Here is a 20,045-nt window from a genome sequence, read left to right on the forward strand (position 1 = left end):
ATGGAGGGGCGCCGTCCGGACCTGCCGTTGATCCTCATCGTCGACGATCAGAAGAGCAATCTGCGCGTCCTCGGCGACCTGCTGCGCGACGAGGCGCGCATCATGCTGGCCAAGAGCGGGGTGCAGGCCCTGACCAAGGCCGCCCGCGAGCACCCCGACCTCATCCTGCTGGACGTGGTGATGCCCGGCATCGACGGCCTGCAACTGATCCAGCTGTTCAAGCGCCGCGCCGAGACCAGTGCCATCCCGGTGATCTTCATCACCGCGGCCAATGACCTGCACCGCGAGGTGGAGTGTTTCGAACTGGGCGCCAGCGACTTCATCCAGAAGCCCTTCAATCCTCTGGCCGTGCTGGCGCGGGTGCGGCTGCACCTGCAACTGGCCCGCCAGCGGCGGCTGCTCGAAGAGCTGGCGCACATGGATCCGCTGACCGCAGTGGGCAATCGCCGCCGCTTCGACGAGCAGCTGGCGATCGAGTGGCAGCTGGCGGTCAGCCGGCGGGGCTCGCTGGCCATCGCCATGCTCGATATCGACTACTTCAAGCAGTACAACGATACCCACGGCCATGGCGCCGGGGATCAGGCGCTGGCGCGGGTCGCTCAGGTGCTGGAACAGCGCATCCGCGAGCGGGATTGCCTGGCGCGTTATGGTGGGGAGGAGTTCGTGCTGCTGCTACCGGGCGCTTCGCGCACGGCCGCCGAGGCGGTGCTGGAACGCTGTCGGCAGGGCATCGCCGAATTGCGCATCGCTCATCCGCTGGCCGAGGACCGGCTCTGGCTGACCATGAGCATGGGCCTGGCCTGCTGTAATCCGACCCCCGAGCAGACCCCGGAGGGCCTGCTCAAGGCCGCCGACAACCTGCTCTACCAGGCCAAGGCCGAAGGGCGTAATCGCCTGGTCAGTCGCAGCTTCTAGGTTGCAGCCGCCGCGTCCCTAGGCCGGGAGGTCCTTGCCGCTGCCCTTGACCAGGTGCACCCGGTTGCGGCCTTCGGCCTTGGCCTGGTACAGCGCCTGGTCGGTGCGCTCGATGAAGGCTTCGTGGTCGTCACCGCTCTGCGGCTGGATGCTGCCGACGCCGATGGAGATGGTGACGAAGCCCAGGTCGCTGCCGGAGTGGGCCACCTGCAACCGCTCGACACCGGCCCGGCAGGCCTCGGCGACCTTGAGCGCGCCCTCGGCGTCGGTCTCCGGCAGCACCATGGCGAATTCCTCGCCCCCGTAGCGGGCCACCAGGTCGGCCGGTCGCTTGAGTTGCTCGGTGAGCACCGCCGCCACCTTCTTCAGGCAGAGATCGCCGCTGAGGTGGCCATAGGTGTCGTTGTAGCGCTTGAAGTGGTCGACGTCGCACAGCAGCAGGGCCAGCGGCTGGCGATTGCGCCGGGCTCGCAGCCATTCGCCTTCGTAGGTCTGGTCGAAATGGCGGCGGTTGTTGATGCCGGTGAGGCTGTCGATGGCCACCAGCTTCTGCAGCTGGATATTGGCCTCGGCGAGCTGGCGCTGGCTTTCGCGCAGGAAGCGAAAGGCCTCGTCGCGCTGGGCGCGCAGCACATGGGCCTCGGAGTGGTAGCGCACCCGCGCCAGCAGTTCCAGCTTGTCGGGCAACTTGACCAGATAGTCGTTGGCGCCGGTGGCGAAGCTCTGCGCCTTGACCTGGGGGTCCTCCTTGGAGGAGAGCACCACGATGGGCACGTCGCGCAGCGCCGGTTCGGCACGGAAACGCTTGACCGTTTCCAGGCCGTCGATCTCCGGCATGATCAGGTCCTGCAGGACCACCGTGGGCTTGAGTTGCAGGGCCATGCTGACCGCCTGGTGGGCGTCCAGGCAGTAATGCAGCTCGATGTCGGGCTGATCGGCGATCATCCGCCGCAGGGCTTCGATGATGATCAACTGATCGTCCACCAGCAGCAGGCGCACCTTGGGTGCGGTCAGGCTGTCCAGGGTATTACCCTCGTGCGTGGCCATTACTGCGAGTCCTTGTGCGGGCGGGGTCAAACGTCCCGCGTCTCTTCTTGGCCAGTCCCTGCCACTGCGTCGTCCAACGCTCCTGTTGGCGACCTGTCATATGCTGTTCCGCGAGCCGTTGCCGAAGCGTCGTTGCAGCCAGGCACCGATCTGCGTGGGGCTGAGTACGCGCTCCGCGGCGCCCATTCTAACCGCAGCCGCGGGCATGCCGTATACGGCACAACTGGCCTCATCCTGGGCCAGGGTCGGACAACCGCTCTGGCGCAGGGCATAGAGGCCGCTGGCGCCATCGCGGCCCATGCCGGTCAGCAGGATCCCCAGGGCCTTGGCGGCCCGCAGCGGGTGGCTGGCGAGGTTGTCGAAGAACACATCCACCGAGGGACGATAGGGGTAATCCACCGGTTCGGCGGTGTAGGCGAAGCGACCGCGCTCGTCCAGCAGCAGATGGTCGTCACCCAGGGCGACGGACACCTGACCGGGGGCGGGCAGGGCGCCGGGCAGGGCGGCGGTGACCGGCCAGGCGATCTGGGTGCCGAGCCAACCGATGAAGCTGGGGGCGAAGCGCCGATCGATGTGCTGTACCAGCACCACGCTGGCCTGGGGCGTGGGCGCCCAGGCCTCGAACAGACTGACCAGGGCTGCCGGGCCACCGGTGGAGGCGCCGATGGCCACCAGGGTGTCCGGCGTCGCCTGGGCGCGATCGGCGGGAGCGGCAGCGCTGACCGGTTGCGGGCGGGCGGCGCGTTCCGGCAGGCGCACCAGGGGTTCGATACGGGCGATCTTGCGCAGCAGGGCGCCGCCATCGGCACCGCCGCTGAGGGCCGGGGTGGCGGTCACGTCGAGGGCGCCGGCGCCCATGGCGCGAAACACGCCTTCGCAATCGTCGGGGGTGGCGGTGACCATGAGGATGGCGCAGGGCGACTGGGCCATGATCCGGCGGGTGGCCTCGATGCCGTCCAGACGGGGCATCTGCAGATCCATGAGGATCAGATCCGGGCGGTCCTCGACGCAGCGCGCCACGGCTTCCTCGCCGTCGTGGGCGATCCAGGCGACCGTATGGCGACCGTCGCCCGTCAGCAGGCGGCGCAGGGCTTCGGTGGCCAGCAGCAGATCGTTGACGATGGCGATTCTCATGGCGCTCCGATGAGGTCCTGCACGGCGGTGATCAGGGCATCGTCGTGGAAGCTGCCCTTGGTCAGGTAGTAGTCGGCACCGGCCTGCATGCCCTTGAGCCGGTCTTCCGGGCGATCCTTGTAGGACACGATCATCACCGGCAGCGCATGCAGACGCGGATCGCGGCGCACCAGTTCCACCAGTTCGATACCGTTCATGCGGGGCATGTCGATGTCCGACAGCAGCATGTCGAATTCGCCGGCGCGGACGGCGTTCCAGCCATCCATGCCATCCACCGCGACCTCCACCTGGTAGCCCTGGCCTTCCAGCAGCTTGCGCTCCATCTCGCGCACCGTGAGGGAGTCGTCCACCACCAGAATACGCTTGACCCGCCGGCTGTCCAGGACGGCGCCGCTCTGCACCTGGCGCAGGCGGCCTTCGCCGAGCAGGCGCTCGATGCCGGTGAGCAGATCGGCGACGTCCAGCAGGAGCACCGGACTGCCGTCGTCGAGCAGCGCCCCGGCGGTGACCGAGCGCAACTTGCCAAAGATCTCGTCCAGCGGCTTGAGCGCCAGGCCCTGCTCGCCCCGCAGGCGATCCACCACCAGCCCGTAGCGCCGGTCGCCGCTGCCGATCACCAGCACGGCGAGATCGCCGCTGGGTGGCGCGCCGTCCAGCTCCAGCAGCTGATGGGCGGCGACCAGGCCCAGGCGATCTTCGCCGAGCAGGAAGAAGGCCTTGCCCTCCAGCGAGTGCACTGCGGCCGGATCCAGGCGCAGCACCCGTTCGATCCGGTTGACCGGCAGGGCATAGGCCTCGCCGGCGATGTCGACGATGAGGGCGCGGACGATGGAGCGGCTGACCGGAACCAGCAGGTGGGTGCTGAAGCCCAGCCCCGGGCGGGTTTCCAGGCGGACCTCGCCATCCAGGGCGCGAATGGCGTCAGCCACCACGTCCAGGCCCACGCCGCGCCCGGACAGCTCGGTCACCGTTTCCTTGAGACTGAAGCCGGGCAGCAGCAGGAATTCCAGTAACTCCGCCGGGCTCAGCTCGGCGGCCACTGGCGGCGGACTGAGGCGGCGGGCGATCACCGCGGCGCGGATGCGCTCCAAGTCCAGGCCACGACCGTCGTCGTGCAGACTGACCTGCAGGCGGCCGGCGACATGCCGCGCCTCGAGGCGAATCTGGCCGCACTCGGGCTTGCCCAGGGCGCGGCGTTCGGCCGGGGTTTCCAGGCCGTGGTCGACGGCGTTGCGCAGGAGGTGATTGAGCGGGCTTTCCAGCCGCGCCAGCACCTCGCGATCGATCAGGGTGTCGGCGCCGTCCACCTGCAGCACGGCGTCCTTGTCCAGCCCCCGGGCCAGGTCGCGCACCAGTCGCGGAAAGCCCTGGACGGCATCGCGCAGCGGGCGCATGCGCACCCCCAGCACCTCGTCCAGCAGCCCCTGGCAGACCCCGAGCAGGCGCCGCTCATAGGCTTCCAGGGCCTGCAGCTGCTGCTGATAGCGATCGAGCAGGCCTTCCTGGCGCTGACGCAACTCGCTGCTGACCGCCTGGGCCTGGCCGAACAGTCCCTGCAATTCGGCGCGATAGCCCTGGAAGCCCTGGACCAGGCCATGCAGGCCGAGGCCCATGACCCGCGCCTCGCTAGTGAGGGCGAGAATCTGGTTGAAGCGACCACTGTCCACCCGCAGCGGATCCCGACTGCGCTCGGCGTCGGGTGCCGGTTCGTCCTGGACCGCCGGGGCAGGCATCGGCTCCTGGGGGGCGGCCACGACAGGCGGGGGCGCTTCGCTGTCAGTGGCGCTGAGCGCCTGCGCCAGTGCCCGCTGGGCATCACGCTGCTCGCGCTGCCAGCGCTGGCTGGCGGCTTCGTCCAGGCGACTGACCTCGCCGAGAACATCGACGCAGCGAAACAGCTGGTCGATATCCGCCGGTCCGAGCCTGCGGCGCCCGGCCTGAACGGCGACCAGGCAGTCCTCCATGGCATGGGCCAACTCCACCAGGCCGTCGAGATCGACGATGCGCGCCGCACCCTTGATGGAATGGGCCGCGCGCATCATCGGCTCGATCACCCCCGTGTCTGAGGGATCGCGCTCCAGACGCAGCAGGCCGGCATCCAGCGGCTGCAGATGACTCTGCACTTCGCTGGCGAAGAGATCATAGAGGGACATCTCGCGCACATCGCGCGGTGGCTGGCTCATCGCAGCGCCTCCTCCAGGGCTCGCTCCAGCCGTGGCAGATCGAGCAGACCGACCTGGTACTCGCCTTCGCGATAGACACCGTCCAGATAGCTGAGCAAGTCGCCGCCCAGGGTCGCGGGGGGCGGCTGCACCTCGCCGGGGGCATAGCGCTGCAGCCCCAGCACCTCGTCCACCTGCACGGCCCAGTCGCGGCGGCCGACATGCAACAGCAGCAGGCGCGGAAAGCCGCGGGTCTGGGCACCCGGTGCCACCGCCAGCAGCAGCTCCAGGGCAATGCAGGGCTGCAGCTGGCCGCGTACCGGGACGATGCCGCGCAGCAGCGGCGAACGCCGGTGAGGAACGCGGTGCACGGCGGTGGGTTCGGTGGCGGTCACCAGGCAACTGCCCGGCAGCCCCAGCCATTCGGCGCCCAGACGAAAGACCAGGGCGCTGGCCGAGCGCGCCTGGCGGTCGTCCAGGGGTTCGGCATAGTGCTCGGCCCAGGCGGCGCGCTCCAGGGCGCTGAGTTCACGATTCAGGCTCATGCGTCGTCACCGGCGCGGGTCTGGATGCGCGCGGCGCGCTCGCGCAGGCGTCCGGCTTCGTCGAGGCGGCCGGCTCTTTCGCAGATTAGCGCCAGGCGACAGAGGGCGGGATAGTGCCCCGGCTCCAGATAGAGGGCCTGGCGCAGCGCCCGCTCGGCTTCGGCGGCGCGGTCGTCGGGCAGGATCAGCGCCAGCAGGAAGTGGGCACCGGCCTGGCTGCGATCCGCCTCGAGCAGGTTGCGCAGCAGCGCCTCGGCTTCGGCGCCACGCCCGGCGTCGGCCAGGCGCTGGGCTTCTTCGAGCGGCTGAGCGCTGCTGGCGACCGGAGTTATCGGAGCGGGTGCGGGTGTGCTTCTGGCGCGCAGGCGGGTGGGCAGCGGCGGCGCCGGGGGCGGCGGTCGCACCGCGGCCTTGCGCCGTGGCGACGCCGGCTGCGGGTGCGGACGCGCGGGTTCGGCGCCCGCGGCCTGGCGTTTGACCAGTGCCGAGGCGTGGGCCACGCCCAGGCTGGCGAAGCCATGCCGCATGGCGCTGACCATTTCCGAACTGCCGACGCAGAGCAGGCCGTCGTCGTGCATCAGGGCGGCCAGGTGGCTGAGGGCGCGGCCCTGGGTCTGGTCGTCGAAATAGATCAGCAGATTGCGGCAGAGCACCACGTCGAAGGGCGCGCCGTCGCGCAGGCTGCCCAGCTGCAGGATGTTGCCCTGGCGAAAGCGCACCTGGTTGCGCACCCGTTCGGCCAGGCGCTGGCGATCGCCCTCGGCGTCGAAATAGCGATCGCGAAAGCCGAGGTCGCGGGCGCGAAAGGAATTGCGCCCATAGAGGCCGCGGCGGGCGCGCTCCAGGGACGGCTCGTTGATGTCCACCGCGGTGACCTGGAAGGCCTGTGCGGGCAGGCCGGTATCGAACAGCGCCATGGCCAGGGTATAGGGTTCTTCGCCGGTGGAGCAGGGCAGACTGAGCAGCCGCACCGGCGCGCCGCTGCGGGCGTGGCGCTCCTGGGCGAAGCGGGCGGCGTGGGCGATCGCCTGCGGATCGCGAAAGAACCAGGTCTCGGGGATGACCAGCAGGTCCAGCAGATCGGCGAATTCGCCTTCGTCGTCAAGGATGCGCGCCATATAGGCCTCCGCATCGCCCTCCTGGCGCTCGCGCAGGCGCTGGCGAATGGCGCGGCCGAGCATGTCGTCGGCGATGGCCAGGCCGGTGCGCGCCCGCACCAGGGGCGCCAGCCGGGGATCGAGCTTCACGCGGCCTCCTGGAACAGCAGGGCGGCCAGGGTCGGCGAGAGCAAGCGATCCGGTTCCAGCCACAGCCAGAGGCCCTCGGGCGTCTCCAGCACCTCGCCGAGCCAGGGGTAGTCGGGCAGGCGGACGCCGGCCGGTCGTGGCGCGCGGGCGGTGACCCGGCGCACGCCGGCGACGCCTTCCACCACCAGGCCGAGCGGACGGCTACCGCCCTCGGGCAGGGTGAAGTCCACCAGCAGGATGCGGGTGTCCTGGCGCGCCCGGGCCGCCGGGCCGCCGCTCATGGCGGTGACGTCGACCACCGGGATCGCCGCGCCGTGCAGATTCATCAGGCCGGCGACGCCCGCGGGCGCCGCAGGAAAGCGGGTGAGCTGCAGCAGGGGCAGCACCTGGCGGATCGCCGTCGTCGGCAGGGCCGCCACGGCCTCGGCCAGCTGGAAGACCAGGATCTGCATGCTCAACGAGTGACCGAGAAGGTAGCGACGCTGCTCTGCAGGTCCTGGGCTGCCTGCTGCAGATACTGGACCGCCTCGCTGGTAGCCTTGAGCGCCTCGGTGGTCTGCTGGGTGCTGTCGTTGAGCTGGGTGATGGTCTCGGCGATCTGGCCGGCGCCCACGGCCTGGGACTGCATGCCCTCCAGCACGATGTCGAAGCGCGCCGGCAGCTTCTGCACGTCCTCGATCACCTCGGCCAGCTGGTCGCTGACGCTGGCCACCTCCTGCACGCTGCGGCGGATCTCCTCGGAAAACTTGTCCATGCCCATGACGCTGGCGGACACCGCGGAATTCATGTCCTTGAGCATCTGCTCGATGTCGTCGGTGGCGGCGGTGGTCTGGTCGGACAGCCGGCGGATCTCGGTGGCCACCACCGAAAAACCCCGCCCGGCCTCGCCGGCCTTTTCCGCCTCGATGGCGGCGTTGAGCGACAGCAGGTTGGTCTGGTCGGCGACCTTGGTGATGGTGGTCAGCACCTTGTTGATGTGGCTGGACTTCTCCGACAGGGCGGCGAGCTTGGCGTTGATGGAATCGGTCGCCGCGACCATGCGCTGCATGGTGCCGTCCATGCTCGCCAGGCTGCTGCGCGCCTGCTCCGCGCCCTGGGTGGTCTCATCCGCCACCTGCACGGCTTCTTCCATGGTGCGTACCAGGGCGTTGGCGTTGGCGGCGATCTCCCGCGTGGTGCTCAGCACTTCCACGCTGGTCTGCGCCTGCTCGATGCTGGTGGCCTCCTGCTGGCGGGAGGAGGCGGCGATCTCGGTGGTGGAAGAGGTCACCTGGATACCGGCGCGCTGCACCTTGGCGATCATGCCGCGCAGGTCCTCGATCATCTTGCTCAGGCCGCGAGCCAGTTGGCCGATGGCGTCGTCGCCGGTGACGCTGGTGCGCCCGGTGAGGTCGCCCGCGGCAGCCCGGTTGACCACCCCGAGCAGGTCGTCCACATCGGCGCGCAGGCGGTGCATCAGCGCCTGTTCGCGCGCGTGGTCGTCCTGGATCTGCTGCGCCATCTGATTGAAGGCCAGGCCCACCTGGGCGAGTTCGTCACGGCCTAGCACCTGCACCCGAGCGCCGCTGTCACCGGCGGAGATGCGCGCCACGGTGTCGGTCAGGCGCCGAATCGAGCGCAACAGGTGATGGGACAGCAACCAGGCGATGAGGGCGGCCAGCAGGACGCAGAAGGTGCCGCCGGCCACCAGGGTCCAGGTCAGCTGGTCACGCACTTCCTCGGTATGGCCCGCCCGTTGCGCGGACAGCCGGCGCTCTTCGTCGCCTATGCCCTGGATCTGCTGGCGCAGGTTGGTGACCTGGGTGGACAGGGCGGTGACCAGCGGTTCGTTGGCCAGTTGAGCCGGACTGAGGTTGCCCGTCTCGCGCAGGCGCAGGAGGGGCTCGAAGGTGTTCTGCCGCCAGTTGTCGAGATCGGCGCTCAGGCGCGCGAAGCGCTGCTGCTGGCTGGCGTTGTCCTGGGTCAGTTGCTGGGGCACACGGACGGCCGCGGTCAGGGACGTCAGCGCCTGGCGCGCGGTATCGGCATCGGCGCTAGCGCCTGAGTACCAGAAGGTGCGCAATCTGGCGCGGGTTTCCAGCAGGTTGTTGTCCAGCGCCGTAACCGACAGCAGCACCTCGGCGGTGTGCCTGTCCCAGCGGTTGGCGTCGACCAGGCTCTGCAAGGCGGCATAGGTCAGCCAGAGCAGCAGGACCACCAGGGCGATGATGGCGGCGAAGCCGGCGAAGAGTTTGTTCTGGATGCGAATGTTGTTGAGCATGGGCACCGGCGCAGACGGACAGAAGCAGGGAGAGCGAGCCCTGGGGACCACTCGGGTTGTCCGATAAAAGTAGCACGGTCATGCATTTGTGTGAGTTGGAACTCACTGGAGGAGCAGGATAGGCGGCGGGCGGCGGGGCAGGAGGGTAAGCGAGAAGCAAAGGTAGCAGCCGGCCCGGAGTCTCTGATCCGAGGCGGCTGCCATGGGGGCAGAATGCCTCAGGTCGCCGCGGCGTCGTTCGCGGCCTCGGGACGGCGGGTGCCATGGCTGTTCTGGCCACCCTTGCGCCCGGCTTCGGACGCCCGGGCCGGGTTGTTGGCGAAGTTGCCGCCGCTCGCCCGTCCGCCCTTGCGACCCGCCTCGGCGGCGCGCTCGCGATTGTTGGCGAAGTTACCTGGATTGCTACTTTTGTTGGCCATAAGAACTTCTCCCACTTTCAATTATTGAACAGTTGAATGCGTGCCCCCAAAGGCTAAGCGATTCGGATATTGAGAGTAGGGGTTTATAAAGCGAGTTCGAGCGGGCTGATGGAGGGATATATTGTTATACGAGGTGCAACTTCGATACAGACTTAAACTTGAACTTTGTCCTGCTAGAGCCGTTTCCGGAAAAGTTGTACAGGAGCTGTAAAAGAATTCGGCCAAGGTCGGAATAACTTTCCGGTTGGAACCCCTGTCTGGCGCTGAAAATTCTTGAAACATCTTGCTGCAGGGAGCGTTTTCGCTGGGGTTTGATACGCTCAGGCATTCAGACGCCTTTATCGAAGTCGCGTTCTGGAGTCGCCTGAAAATTATCATCTTCGTCGCGCGTACCTGCTTGTTCGATGTTACAGAGTAGCGCTCTTTCGATGCCGGTGGAAGAATGCGGACGGCTTGGCTAGAGCCTCTCGTTGCTGAATGGTCCGGAAAGGCATCTGGATATAACGACGTGCCCGGTAAAGAGTTTCTCCGATAAGGTTTAACGCGATATCAACTTTGGCAGCGGCCTGATGCGACAGGGGTAGCACAGCAGTAACCGTGCACTTTTCTCTCTTATGTGAGAAAAATTCCCTGAATCGGGAGGTGGTCATGCTGGATCAACAACTGGCGGTAAGGCTCAAGGCGCTGCGCCTGGAGCGTGAATGGTCCCTGGAGCAATTGGCGTCCTTGAGTGGGGTCAGTCGCGCGACGCTGTCTCGCCTGGAGAACGCCGAGGTCAGCCCGACCACGGCGGTGCTCGGGCAACTCTGTTCAGCCTACGGCCTGACCCTGACGCGCCTGCTGCACAGCGTGGAAAGCCGCTATCCGGCCCAGGTCCAGCGCCAGGCGCAGCAGATCTGGAGCGATCCCGCGCAGGCGTTCACCCGCCGTTCGGTGTCGCCGCCGGCCCAGGCCCTGGCGGGTGAGGTCATCGAAAGCGCGCTCGGGCCGGGCGTGGACATCCGCTACGAGGCATCGCCCCGCCCAGGCCTCGAACACCATCTGCTGCTGCTCGAAGGCGAGTTGCAGCTGTGGATCGAAGACCAGTCCTACCGCCTGGGCGTCGGCAATTGCCTGCGCTATCGCCTCTGGGGCAGCAGCCGCTTCCTCAGTGGTCCGGCGGGCGCCCGTTATCTCCTGTTCATGATCTGAGGTGTGTCCATGAGTACGTCCCTGCGTATCGAGCAGCTCGAGGCTGCCGCCTTCACCCGTCACCTGGATGACTTTCAGCGCCTGCTGGCCGCCTGTGTCGAGCAGGGCGCCAACATCGGCTTCATCCTGCCGCTCGCCGACAGCGTGAATCGCCGTTTCTGGACCGAAGCCGTGGCGCCGGGCCTGGCCCGGGGCACCCGGGTGCTGTTTGCCGCGCTGCAGGACGACCGGGTGGTCGGCAGCGTGCAGCTGGTGCTGGATACCCCGGCCAACCAGCCGCACCGCGCGGACGTGGTCAAGTTGCTGGTGCATCCGGACTACCGGCGCCAGGGACTCGCGCGCCGGCTGATGCAGGCGGTGGAAGCGGCCGCGCGGGCCGAAGGACGGGAATTGCTGACCCTGGACACCCGCAGCGACGACCATGCCGAGCCGCTCTATCTGTCCCTCGGCTATCAGGTGGTCGGCAGGATTCCCGGCTATTCCCTGGATGCCCGCCAACCGGAACGCCGCGACAGCACCACCCTGATGTACAAGACGCTGAACGCCGTGCCCGTTAAGCTGGGCGCCTTCAGTTAAGGACGCCTATCCGCCATGCCGCCTCGCTCCGCTCCCGAACTCTGGCAACTCCTGCGCGCCCAGGCCGAGGCCGGGCGTCGCGATGCCCCGGCCCTGGCCGCGGGGCTGACGCGCGCGCTGCTGCAGCCGGTGGATCTGACAGCAGCCCTGGTCCGGCGCTGCGCCGAGGCCCTGGCGGAGGATCCGGGGCAGGCCGAGGCCCTCGCCGAGCGCTTCGCCGCCCTGCATGCCGAGTGGCCGGCATTGACCGCAGCGGCCTGCGCGGACCTGGAAGCGGTGCTGGCGCGGGATCCGGCCTATGCCAGCCTGCTGGAGATCTTCCTGTTCTCCAAGGGCTTCCTGGCGCTGCAGACCCAGCGCCTGAGCCATGCCCTCTGGTGCAACGACGAGCGGCTGCTGGCCCTGCACCTGCAGGCGCGTTGCAATCGGCTGCTGGCCATCGACATCCACCCGGCCGCCCGGCTGGGGCGCGGCATCATGCTCGACCACGGCACCGGTATCGTCATCGGCGAAACCGCGGTGGTGGAAGACGACGTCTCCATCCTGCAGCAGGTGACCCTGGGCGGCACCGGCAAGGAGCAGGGCGATCGGCATCCCAAGGTGCGGCGCGGGGTGATGATCGGTGCCGGGGTCAAGATCCTCGGCAATCTGGAGATCGGCGAAGGCGCCAAGATCGGCGCCAACAGCGTGGTCCTGCACCCGGTGGCGCCCCATACCACGGTGGTGGGCATTCCCGCCCGTCCGGTGGGGCGTCCGCGCGACGCTCATCCGGCCGAGAGCATGGATCAGTCCTTCGACGGCTGAGCGAGAAAGACCTCGGCCTTGGGATAGCGCTCGCTGTTCAGCGCACTCGCCTGCAGGCCCTCGGCCTGCGCCAGGCTGCGCACCAGCTCGCGATTGAAGGCGCTGTTGCCCGGATCCGCCAGGTACTCGGGCAGCGCCAGCCAGCGGGCGTCCTCGATCTCCTCCGGATCCTGGATGGCGATCTCGGCACTCAGCGGATCGAGGCGGCAGACCACATAGAGATTGGACTTGCCGAAGCGGTAGGGATGGGTGGTCACCAGGCCGACCACGCTGCGAAAGGCGCTGCGGATGCCGGTTTCCTCCCAGACTTCGCGGACCACCGCCGGCGCCAGGTCTTCGCCCAGTTCGACATGGCCGCCCGGCAGCTTGTAACCCTGGCTGCCGCGCTCGCGGATCGCCAGCAATTCGCCGCGGTCGTTGAGTACCAGGCCGCCCACGCCCAGGCTGTGGGTCGGCACGAAGGGCGCGAAGGCCGTGGGGGTGCCGCGCCAGACCAGGGTCAGCTCCTGCTCCAGGCAGTTGTGAAAGACGAAGCCGGCGGCGGTGGCGACCCCCACCAGATCGCCGAGGGCCAGGGGCAGGGTCAGCCAGATCAGGTTGCGTCCCTCGCGCCGAGCGCTGGTGAGCAACTCCGCTAGCGCCGGGGCAAAGGCCTCGCGGTCGGTGGGCAGCGAGGCGGCATCGATGATCAGGCCGTTGAAGGCGTCTTGGCGGTACTGCACGGGGTTTACTCCGCAGGGCGTGACGGGATGGGCGTGGAGGGTACGATACCGGCTTCGCTGGGCAGCAGCAGACTGGCGCGCGGATTGGCGATCTCGATGCCGCGCTCGCGGAAGCGTTCGAGGATGCGGCGATTGAGTTCGCGCTGCACGCCCCAGCGGCCCTTGTCGAGGCATCTCATCTGGCCGGCGATGGTCACCATGGAGCCGTCGACGGCGTCCACGCCCCAGATCTCCAGATCGGCGAGGATCAGGTCCTTGAAGGCATCGTCGGCGCGCATGCCGGCGCCGATGTCCTTGAGTTCGGCGATGACGCGCTCGATGTCTTCCTCGTAGCCCACGCTGATGCGCAGGGCCGCGTTGCCCAGACCGCGGTTGATGTTGTTGACCGCGGACACCGAGCTGAAAGGCACGATGTGCAGGGAGCCGTCGCCGGCGCGCAGGCGCACGGTGCGGATCGACAGGTATTCCACGGTGCCCGAGACCCCGGCCACGGTGACCCAGTCGCCCACCTGCATGGCGTTTTCCAGCAGCAGGAAGATGCCGGTGATGAAATCCTGCACCAGCTTTTGCGAGCCGAAGCCCAGCGCCACCCCGATGATGCTGGCGCTGGCCAGCAGCGGCGTGGTGTTGATGCCCAGCTCGCTCAGGGCGGTGAGGCCGACGATCAGCGCGACCAGGATGAGCAGGCCGGTGCGCAGCATGGGCAGCAGGGTGCGCAGCCGGGCGGCGCGCACCGTATCGCCGCGTTCGCTCCAGCTGCTCAGTCGCCGGTTCACCGCGGCGTTGGCGCCTTCCCAGATCGCCACGGCGATGATGGCGGCGATGAGGATGGTGAGGAAGGCGGACAGCAGGTTGCGACCGATGCTGCCCTCGCCGAACCAGTCCAGCACGTCCCAGCCCCAGGACTGGAACAGCGCCAGGGCGGTGATCAGGGTGACGATCACCCCCACCAGCCAGCGCGCCAGCGGGTAGTAGCGCTGCAGGTGCAGATCGCTGCCGCTGGCGCCTTCGCTCGCCGCCGGCTGGAACAGCCGACCCAGCAGGCCGAGCAGGAACACCGCCGCCAGGCGCCCGAGGATGACGATGCCGGCGGACAGCGCGACGAAGTTCATCAGCCGCGGCAGGCCGTTCTCGATGTCCAGCGCCCACATGGTCCAGCCGCCCATGACGAACACCGCGGCGAACACCGCCCAGACCTGGCCCAGCCAGGCGCGCAGCACGGCCAGGGCACCACTGCCATCCTGACGCCCGGCGATGCGCGCGGCCACCGGCCGGCGCACGTGGAAGATCAGCCCCACCACCAGCAGGTGGGCCAGCAGCGAGACCAGCTTGACGATGGCTTCGCGGCCTTCTTCGTTGGCGCCGAGGATGTCCGCGGCCTGAGCCAGCGCCAGCCCGAAGGTGATCAGGGCGACGAAGGCGTGCAGCCAGCGCAGCAGGGTGCAGGCGAGGGGCGCCTTGACCTTGAGCAGGCGGATGCCGTGGGCGGCGGGATCGATCAGCAGGCGAATGACGATCAGCGCCAGGCGGGTGGTGAGGTAGGCGCCGAGGAAGCCGCCGACCAGCTCGCGCAGGTTGGCATCCGAGCCCACCAGGTAGTGGATGAGCAGCGCCGCCATGGCCCAGAAGGCCAGCAGCGGCAGCACTTCCAGCACCAGCAGCCCGAGGGCGAAGGGCAGATGCCGCAGGGTGGTCCAGTGCTCTTCGCCGCTGCGTCGGGCGGGGCTGGCGGGCGCGGGATCGGCCGGGATGGAGCTGGGCGCGGGCTCATCCGGCACCGGTGCGGCGCTATCGGACGGGGCGATGGGCACCTCTTCGAGCTGATCCACGCCGTCGCGCTGGGTCATGACCAGGGCCACCGCGGGTTCGGCCGGGCGGGTGGCGGCCTCTTCGGAGGCCGGTGCCGCGGCCGCAGGCGGTGACGGCTGGGCCGCCTGCTGCTGGGCCTGGCGGCGGGCGCGGCTGTCGGCGTGATCGGCCTGGCGCTGCAGCCGTTGCCGAGGGCGCTGGAGTGCGCGGCGGATCAGCCACTCGACGAGCAGGCCGGCGGCAAAGAGGGTGGCCAGGGTCAGCAGGGCCTGCAACAGGGCCCGGCGACCCGCTTCGGAGGTGAAGCTGGCGCGCGACCAGTCCGGCAGGCTGCGTACCGCCCGCTGTACCTGATTCAGTTCGCTGCCCAGGTTGTCGGCCCAGCGCCCGACGCGACTGAGCGTCTGGGCGATCAGGCCATTGGCTTCCAGGGGCACCAGCGTCTTTTCTTCGCCTGTAGCCGGGGTGGCGGCCGTGGCCGGCGCAGCTGCGGTTGTTGTGCTCGCCGGCGCCGGGTTGGTCGCGGTCGTGCTGGCCGGCTGGCTGGCAATGGCTTGCAGGGTCAGGATCAGCTCCTGGCGCCGCTGCGGATCCTGCAGCAGGGCCGCGACCTGGCGCGCCTGCTGGGGGTCGAGGCCGGTCGCGGCCTGGGCGGGGGTTTCGGCGGCGCGCAGCGGCAGCGCCAGGCACAGCAGTAGCAGGGCAAACAGGAAATTGGGCATGGGGCGAGCGCAGTCCTGGTGAAGGATCAGGCAGTTAGGACCCACGATCGGCGCCTATGCTCCCTTCAGCCGGCCACGCCCTGCCGCTGCAGGCGCCGCCAGTCGCCGGGGGTCTGGTCGGTCCAGCGCTTGAAGGCGCGCTGGAAGGCGGCGGGGGAGGCGAAACCGAGCAGGTAGGCGATCTCGCCGAAACTGGCCTCGGTGTCGCGGATATAGGCCAGGGCCAGGTCGCGGCGGGTCAGGTTGAGCAGGGCGCGGTACTGGGTGCCTTCCTCGGCCAGCTTGCGCCTGAGCGTCCAGGAGGGCAGGCGCAGCCGGCTGGCGATCTGTTCCAGGGTCGGCTCGCCATGCCGCAACAGCGGCCCCATGACCTCGACCACCCGCTCGGTGAGTCCGCGGGTGCGGGTCAGCCGGCCGTGCTCGGCGTCGCTCAGCGCCAGCAACTGGCGCCAGGTGGCGGGGCAGTGTTCGGGACCGGGCCGGCTCAGGGTCACGGCGTCGAGCAACAGGGCATTCTCGGCGGCGCCGAATTCCACCGGGCAACCAAAGGCGGTCGCGTAGGACGCGAGGTCAGCCGGGGCAGGGTATTCGATGAGCACGCGGCGCGGTTGCAGCGCCTGGCCGGCCACCGTGCCCAGCAACGCCAGCCAGGCGCTCAGCACCGCGTCCACCACGAAGCGGTTGTAGGCGTTATAGGGGCTGATGCTATAGAAGTGCAGCCAGGCGTCGCGACCCTGGGCGGCATAGCGCGACCGGCCCCGGTAGTTGCGGCCATAGAGCGGCTCCAGCCTGAGCAACGTCTCGGCGGCGTGGCGCACGTCCGGCGCCTGGCCCACGGTGACGCCGGCGAGGCCGAGAAAGGCTGGTCGCATCGCCCGGCCCATGGCCAGGCCCAGCGCCGGATCGCCGGTCAGCTCCAGGGCGGCATGGCCCAGGCGCATGTAATGGGGAATCGACAGCCGTCCGCCGGGTTCGGCCAGCCGCGCCGCGCTCAGGCCGAAGCGCGCCAGCAGGCCGGCGGCATCGGCGCCCCGCTGGTCGACGGCCGCGGCCAAGGCCAGCACGAAGCCGGTGGAGAGATCGCCCAGGCGCAGCGCCGGCGCGCTCATAGCCGCAGATTGATCAACTTGCTGCCGGCCCGGGCAGGATCGGTGGCGGCTTCGGCGTCCGGGGTGAAGGCCCGGCTGCCGCCGCCGGCCTGCCATTCCCAGAGCCGTCCGCGCAACTGCACCTCCAGCGCGGCGCGAATGCCGGCGGCGCGCAGACGCTGCACATCGAAGGGCGCCGGTGCCGGGGTGGCGCCCGAGGCGAGGGCGGGGATCGCCAGCAGTTCCACCTGGGGATCGTCGAGCACCCTGGCGCGACCGGTGTCGCTGCCCTGGATGACGCCCAGACGGCCCAGCGGCGTCTCCAGCCGCAGCAGGGGTGGACTGAGATCGTCGCCGCGTTCCCGGGCTGTCAGAGGCCGCACCAGCGGCTGGCCGAGCACCTTGCCATCGGGTCCGAAGACCAGGGTGACATTGCGCAGCGGTCCCGTGCCCACCTGCAATTCGCCGTCGACCAGGGTCGGACCGGGCAGCACGATGGAGCCGGCCACCAGGGTGACACCGTACTGGCGGGCGAGTCCGCCGAAGAGTTGCTGATAGGCGCTGGCCATGTCCCAGGCCTTCATGCGCAACAGGCTGTCGGCCAGGCGCCGGTCACCCTCGGCCTGGAACCAGGCGCGGGCCACGCGCAGCGGATTGCCCAGCAGCAGCCACTGGATGGCGTCTTCGCTGCGGGCGGCGGCATAGACCTCGGGTTTCTCGCCCATCAGCGCCAGCGGAGTGCCCAGGTGTTCGGGCAGTACCACGATGGTCTGGGCGCCGATCAGACCCAGGCGCCGCGCATTGGCCAGATAGGCATCGAGCTTGAGGCGCAGTCGCTCGGGATTGCCGTAGTCCAGGGCGATCAGCTCGGGCTCGATCCCCAGCAGGTTGCCGGTGGTGGCGGCCGCCGGCGTGGTGGTCAGGTCCACGGCCAGGCTGCTGCGCAGATCCGACAGGTAATGGAAGGCTGGCCGCTGGGCCACCCAGCCCGCCAGTACGGCGAACAGGGCGATCAGCACCAGGAACACGAGCTTGCGCATCGGCACTCCAGAGCGGTCCGGCCTCCTGGGCCGGGCGGGATAAAGGTGCTCAGGGTAGGAGACCAGACCGCCACTGCCAAGGGGCGGCTGTGCATTTGGGTAAAGAGGTTGTCATTTCCGGTGATTGAGACGGGGGCGCGCTCCTCCTATCGTGGCGCCAGGCTTTCCCAGAAAGGCCAACCACCGGAGACCGCCATGATCGAGCTTGCCCCCCGTAATACCACCCCTCTGGAAAGCTATCCGCATCTGCTCGAACCTCTGCCCGTGGGGTCGATCACGTTGCGCAATCGCGTGGTGATGGGGTCCATGCACACGGGGCTGGAAGAGCGGCCCGGCGGTTTCGCGCGGATGGCGGCCTTTTTCGCCGAGCGGGCGCGGGGCGGGGTGGGGCTGATCGTCACCGGCGGCATCGCGCCGAACGAAGAGGGCGCCGTGGCCAAGGGCGCGGCCAAGCTGACCACCCCCGAGGAAGCCGAGCATCATCGGCCGGTAACGGACGCGGTGCACGCCGCCGGCGGCCGTATCTGCCTGCAGATCCTGCACGCCGGGCGCTATGCCTATAACCCCCAACTGGTGGCGCCCTCGGCGCTGCAGGCACCGATCAATCCCTTCACCCCGCGCGAACTGGACGAGGCCGAGGTGGAGGGGCAGATCGCCGCCTTCATCCGCTGCGCCACCCTGGCGCAACAGGCCGGTTACGACGGCGTCGAGGTGATGGGTTCCGAAGGCTATTTCATCAATCAGTTCATCGCCGCGCGGACCAATCACCGCACGGATCGCTGGGGCGGCGACTTCGCCCAGCGCTGCCGCTTGCCGCTGGCCATCGTCGAAGGCATCCGCGCGGCGAGCGGTCCGGATTTCCTGATCATCTTCCGGCTCTCGCTGCTGGACCTGGTGGAGCAGGGCAGTACCCCCGAGGAATGCCTGCAGCTGGCGCTCTGGCTGGAAGCCGCCGGGGTCAGCCTGATCAACACCGGCATCGGCTGGCACGAGGCGCGCATCCCCACCATCGCCACCCTGGTGCCACGCGGCGCCTTTGCCGCCGTGACCGCCCAGCTCAAGGGCCGGGTGCGGGTGCCGCTGATCGCCACCAACCGCATCAACACCCCCGAGGTGGCCGAGGCCATCCTCGCCGCCGGCCAGGCCGACCTGGTGTCCATGGCCCGCCCGCTGCTGGCCGATCCGGATTTCGTCGCCAAGGCCGCCGCCGGCCGTGCCGACGAGATCAACACCTGCATCGCCTGCAACCAGGCCTGCCTGGACCATACCTTCGCCGGCAAGCTGACCAGCTGCCTGGTCAATCCGCGCGCCTGCCACGAGACCGAGTTGCGGATCCTGCCTGCCGCCGAGGTCCGCACCTTCGCCGTGGTCGGCGCCGGACCGGCGGGCCTGGCCGCCGCCTGCACCTTGGCCGAGCGCGGCCATAAGGTAGTGCTGTTCGAAGCCAGCGAGCGCATCGGTGGCCAGTTCAATGTTGCCCGGCGCATTCCGGGCAAGGAAGAATTCGGCGAAACCCTGAGGTATTTCCAGCGGCGCCTGGAGCGACTGGGGGTGGATGTCCGCCTCAACCATCGTGTCAGCGCCGGCGAGTTGCAGGCCGAGGGCTTCGCCGCGGTGATCCTGGCCACCGGGGTGACGCCGCGGGTGCCGCCCATTCCGGGAGTCGACCATCCCAAGGTGCTGGGTTATCTGGACGTCCTGCTGGAGCGCAAGCCGGTAGGCCGACGGGTCGCCCTGATCGGCGCCGGTGGCATCGGCTTCGACGTGGCAGATTTCCTCACCCATGGCCACCAGGAGGTGGAGCCCATCACCGCCTTCTACCGAGAGTGGGGCATAGACCCCAGCTTCAGCAGCCGTGGCGGCCTGGCCCCGGCCGCGCCGCCGGCGGTGCCGCGCGAGGTCTGGCTACTGCAGCGCAAGCCGGGCAAGCCCGGCAAGGGCCTGGGCAAGACCACCGGCTGGATCCACCGCGCGCGCCTGCAGCAGCGCGGCGTCAAGGCCATTGGCGGGGTGGAATACCTGGGCATCGACGATGCCGGTCTGCACCTGCGCCTGCCCGATGGCGGCGAGCAGGTGCTGGACGTCGACAACGTCGTGCTCTGCGCCGGCCAGGAGTCCCTGCGCGAGCTGGAAGACGAACTGCTCGGCGCCGGCATGGCGGTGCATCGGGTCGGGGGCGCGGATGTCGCCGCCGAACTCGATGCCAAGCGCGCCATCGATCAGGCCACTCGCCTTGCCGCCGAGCTGTAACTCTTCGTTGCAATCGGGGATGATTTCTGTGATCCACTCCGCATAACATCGGTTCCGGACCGACCCTCGTCCCAATGTCTGGCCTCTCTTCCATCCCGCCGACCAGGATTGGCT

At 69.0% G+C, this 20,045-nt stretch carries 16 protein-coding genes and 1 pseudogene; 5 read left to right on the forward strand and 12 right to left on the reverse strand.

Annotated features, from left to right (window positions below; all coding sequences use genetic code 11):
- Nucleotides 1–915 carry a diguanylate cyclase domain-containing protein gene (locus POR01S_RS02005; protein WP_027599841.1) on the forward strand — a complete coding sequence of 305 codons (915 nt, stop codon included), beginning with the start codon at nt 1–3 and terminating at the stop codon, nt 913–915.
- Nucleotides 916–933: 18 nt separating this feature from the next.
- On the opposite strand, the gene POR01S_RS02010 is transcribed toward POR01S_RS02005, so the two are convergent.
- The 8 genes and pseudogenes from POR01S_RS02010 to POR01S_RS02045 form a co-directional block, all read right to left on the reverse strand.
- On the reverse strand, nt 934–1,962 hold the full coding sequence (locus tag POR01S_RS02010; protein ID WP_027599840.1) for a GGDEF domain-containing response regulator: 1,029 nt from the start codon (nt 1,960–1,962) through the stop codon (nt 934–936).
- A gap of 96 nt (nt 1,963–2,058) precedes the next feature.
- Nucleotides 2,059–3,096, reverse strand: coding sequence for a chemotaxis-specific protein-glutamate methyltransferase CheB (cheB, locus tag POR01S_RS02015; RefSeq protein ID WP_042133401.1), 1,038 nt, complete (start codon nt 3,094–3,096; stop codon nt 2,059–2,061).
- Nucleotides 3,093–5,279: a hybrid sensor histidine kinase/response regulator gene (locus POR01S_RS02020; protein WP_027599838.1), complete on the reverse strand. Its 2,187-nt coding sequence runs from the start codon at nt 5,277–5,279 to the stop codon at nt 3,093–3,095. Before POR01S_RS02020 ends, cheB begins: the two co-directional genes overlap by 4 nt.
- Nucleotides 5,276–5,803 (reverse strand): chemotaxis protein CheW, encoded by a 528-nt coding sequence (locus tag POR01S_RS02025; RefSeq protein WP_042133402.1) that lies wholly within the window; start codon nt 5,801–5,803, stop codon nt 5,276–5,278. Before POR01S_RS02025 ends, POR01S_RS02020 begins: the two co-directional genes overlap by 4 nt.
- Complete coding sequence (locus tag POR01S_RS02030) at nt 5,800–7,050, reverse strand: CheR family methyltransferase (RefSeq protein WP_042133404.1); 1,251 nt, start codon at nt 7,048–7,050, stop codon at nt 5,800–5,802. The genes POR01S_RS02025 and POR01S_RS02030 overlap by 4 nt, the downstream gene beginning before the upstream one ends.
- Nucleotides 7,047–7,502 carry a chemotaxis protein CheW gene (locus POR01S_RS02035; RefSeq protein ID WP_042133406.1) on the reverse strand — a complete coding sequence of 152 codons (456 nt, stop codon included), beginning with the start codon at nt 7,500–7,502 and terminating at the stop codon, nt 7,047–7,049. Before POR01S_RS02035 ends, POR01S_RS02030 begins: the two co-directional genes overlap by 4 nt.
- A 2-nt stretch (nt 7,503–7,504) precedes the next feature.
- On the reverse strand, nt 7,505–9,310 hold the full coding sequence (locus POR01S_RS02040) for a methyl-accepting chemotaxis protein (protein WP_027601902.1): 1,806 nt from the start codon (nt 9,308–9,310) through the stop codon (nt 7,505–7,507).
- Nucleotides 9,311–9,528: 218 nt separating this feature from the next.
- Nucleotides 9,529–9,705 (reverse strand): annotated as a pseudogene (locus POR01S_RS02045) (con-10 family general stress protein); the annotation flags it as partial.
- Nucleotides 9,706–10,377: 672 nt separating this feature from the next.
- Here POR01S_RS02045 and POR01S_RS02050 point away from each other — a divergent pair.
- From POR01S_RS02050 to cysE, 3 genes are read left to right on the forward strand one after another with little or no spacing between them, the layout of a single operon-like run.
- Nucleotides 10,378–10,920 carry a helix-turn-helix domain-containing protein gene (locus tag POR01S_RS02050; protein ID WP_042133408.1) on the forward strand — a complete coding sequence of 181 codons (543 nt, stop codon included), beginning with the start codon at nt 10,378–10,380 and terminating at the stop codon, nt 10,918–10,920.
- Between the two features lie 9 nt (nt 10,921–10,929).
- Nucleotides 10,930–11,496 (forward strand): GNAT family N-acetyltransferase, encoded by a 567-nt coding sequence (locus POR01S_RS02055; protein WP_042133410.1) that lies wholly within the window; start codon nt 10,930–10,932, stop codon nt 11,494–11,496.
- Between the two features lie 15 nt (nt 11,497–11,511).
- The gene (gene cysE / locus POR01S_RS02060) at nt 11,512–12,300 is read left to right on the forward strand and encodes a serine O-acetyltransferase (RefSeq protein ID WP_042133412.1); all 789 of its coding nucleotides are present in this window, start codon (nt 11,512–11,514) and stop codon (nt 12,298–12,300) included.
- On the opposite strand, the gene POR01S_RS02065 is transcribed toward cysE, so the two are convergent.
- The 4 genes from POR01S_RS02065 to POR01S_RS02080 all read right to left on the reverse strand — a co-directional run bounded on the left by POR01S_RS02065 (nt 12,282) and on the right by POR01S_RS02080 (nt 17,681).
- Nucleotides 12,282–13,022: an NUDIX domain-containing protein gene (locus POR01S_RS02065; RefSeq protein ID WP_042133414.1), complete on the reverse strand. Its 741-nt coding sequence runs from the start codon at nt 13,020–13,022 to the stop codon at nt 12,282–12,284. The two genes, cysE and POR01S_RS02065, sit on opposite strands and share 19 nt — an antisense overlap.
- A gap of 5 nt (nt 13,023–13,027) precedes the next feature.
- Nucleotides 13,028–15,553, reverse strand: a complete 2,526-nt coding sequence (locus tag POR01S_RS02070; RefSeq protein ID WP_042133416.1) for a mechanosensitive ion channel domain-containing protein — start codon at nt 15,551–15,553, stop codon at nt 13,028–13,030.
- Nucleotides 15,554–15,618: 65 nt separating this feature from the next.
- Nucleotides 15,619–16,662 carry an AraC family transcriptional regulator gene (locus tag POR01S_RS02075; protein ID WP_042133418.1) on the reverse strand — a complete coding sequence of 348 codons (1,044 nt, stop codon included), beginning with the start codon at nt 16,660–16,662 and terminating at the stop codon, nt 15,619–15,621.
- Nucleotides 16,659–17,681, reverse strand: coding sequence for a carbon-nitrogen hydrolase family protein (locus POR01S_RS02080; protein WP_027599827.1), 1,023 nt, complete (start codon nt 17,679–17,681; stop codon nt 16,659–16,661). Before POR01S_RS02080 ends, POR01S_RS02075 begins: the two co-directional genes overlap by 4 nt.
- Nucleotides 17,682–17,876: 195 nt before the next feature.
- Between POR01S_RS02080 and POR01S_RS02085 the strand changes: the two genes are divergently transcribed.
- Nucleotides 17,877–19,931, forward strand: a complete 2,055-nt coding sequence (locus POR01S_RS02085) for an NADPH-dependent 2,4-dienoyl-CoA reductase (protein WP_042133421.1) — start codon at nt 17,877–17,879, stop codon at nt 19,929–19,931.
- The last annotated feature ends 114 nt before the right edge of the window (nt 19,932–20,045 follow it).

This window comes from Pseudomonas oryzihabitans NBRC 102199 (assembly GCF_000730625.1).
Lineage (GTDB): Bacteria > Pseudomonadota > Gammaproteobacteria > Pseudomonadales > Pseudomonadaceae > Chryseomonas > Chryseomonas oryzihabitans.

What these genes read in the sequence shown, in the direction of transcription:
- POR01S_RS02005 (WP_027599841.1), top strand. Translation starts at nt 1, where the DNA reads ATGGAGGGGCGCCGTCCGGACCTGCCGTTGATCCTCATCGTCGACGAT.
- POR01S_RS02010 (WP_027599840.1), bottom strand. Translation starts at nt 1,962, where the DNA reads ATGGCCACGCACGAGGGTAATACCCTGGACAGCCTGACCGCACCCAAG.
- cheB (WP_042133401.1), bottom strand. Translation starts at nt 3,096, where the DNA reads ATGAGAATCGCCATCGTCAACGATCTGCTGCTGGCCACCGAAGCCCTG.
- POR01S_RS02020 (WP_027599838.1), bottom strand. Translation starts at nt 5,279, where the DNA reads ATGAGCCAGCCACCGCGCGATGTGCGCGAGATGTCCCTCTATGATCTC.
- POR01S_RS02025 (WP_042133402.1), bottom strand. Translation starts at nt 5,803, where the DNA reads ATGAGCCTGAATCGTGAACTCAGCGCCCTGGAGCGCGCCGCCTGGGCC.
- POR01S_RS02035 (WP_042133406.1), bottom strand. Translation starts at nt 7,502, where the DNA reads ATGCAGATCCTGGTCTTCCAGCTGGCCGAGGCCGTGGCGGCCCTGCCG.
- POR01S_RS02040 (WP_027601902.1), bottom strand. Translation starts at nt 9,310, where the DNA reads ATGCTCAACAACATTCGCATCCAGAACAAACTCTTCGCCGGCTTCGCC.
- POR01S_RS02050 (WP_042133408.1), top strand. Translation starts at nt 10,378, where the DNA reads ATGCTGGATCAACAACTGGCGGTAAGGCTCAAGGCGCTGCGCCTGGAG.
- POR01S_RS02055 (WP_042133410.1), top strand. Translation starts at nt 10,930, where the DNA reads ATGAGTACGTCCCTGCGTATCGAGCAGCTCGAGGCTGCCGCCTTCACC.
- cysE (WP_042133412.1), top strand. Translation starts at nt 11,512, where the DNA reads ATGCCGCCTCGCTCCGCTCCCGAACTCTGGCAACTCCTGCGCGCCCAG.
- POR01S_RS02070 (WP_042133416.1), bottom strand. Translation starts at nt 15,553, where the DNA reads ATGCCCAATTTCCTGTTTGCCCTGCTACTGCTGTGCCTGGCGCTGCCG.
- POR01S_RS02075 (WP_042133418.1), bottom strand. Translation starts at nt 16,662, where the DNA reads ATGAGCGCGCCGGCGCTGCGCCTGGGCGATCTCTCCACCGGCTTCGTG.
- POR01S_RS02080 (WP_027599827.1), bottom strand. Translation starts at nt 17,681, where the DNA reads ATGCGCAAGCTCGTGTTCCTGGTGCTGATCGCCCTGTTCGCCGTACTG.
- POR01S_RS02085 (WP_042133421.1), top strand. Translation starts at nt 17,877, where the DNA reads ATGATCGAGCTTGCCCCCCGTAATACCACCCCTCTGGAAAGCTATCCG.